Genomic DNA, 539 nt, shown 5'->3' with positions numbered 1-539 from the left:
ACGTGGATCCAGTCCCGCACGTTCAGGCCCGCCCCGTACAGCTTGGGCCGCACACCGTCCAGCAGGTTGGTGATCTGACGCGGGATGAACTTCTCCACGTGCTGGAACGGACCGTAGTTGTTCGAGCAGTTCGAGATGGTCGCCTGAAGCCCGAACGAGCGCACCCACGCCCTCACCATCAGGTCGCTTCCGGCCTTGGTCGACGAGTACGGCGACGACGGGTTGTACGGCGTGTCCGGCGTGAACCGCTCCCCGCCCTCCAGCGGCAGGTCGCCGTAGACCTCGTCGGTCGACACGTGATGGAAGCGCACGCTATGCCGACGGGCCGCCTCGAGCAGCTGGAACGTCCCCACCAGGTTCGTGTGCACGAACGGCGAGGGGTCGTCCAACGAGTTGTCGTTGTGGGACTCCGCCGCGAAGTGCACGACCGCATCGGCCTCGCGCACCAGCGCGTCGACCATCTCCGGATCCGCGATGTCGCCCTTGACCAGCGTCACCCGCGGATCCTCCGGCAGCGAGGCCGCGTGGCCCGCATACGT

1 protein-coding gene is annotated in these 539 nt (G+C 67.2%); it reads right to left on the bottom strand.

Annotation, left to right across the window (positions count from 1 at the left end; genetic code table 11):
• Positions 1-539, bottom strand: a 539-nt coding sequence (locus AOM04_RS14135; RefSeq protein WP_156160769.1) for a dTDP-glucose 4,6-dehydratase, incomplete at both ends; no start/stop codon positions are given.

The sequence above is a fragment of the Demequina soli genome (genome assembly GCF_000971195.1).
Taxonomy (GTDB): domain Bacteria; phylum Actinomycetota; class Actinomycetes; order Actinomycetales; family Demequinaceae; genus Demequina; species Demequina soli.
Note: the sequence above shows the minus strand (reverse complement) of the source record. Positions and strands in the feature narration are given on the sequence as shown.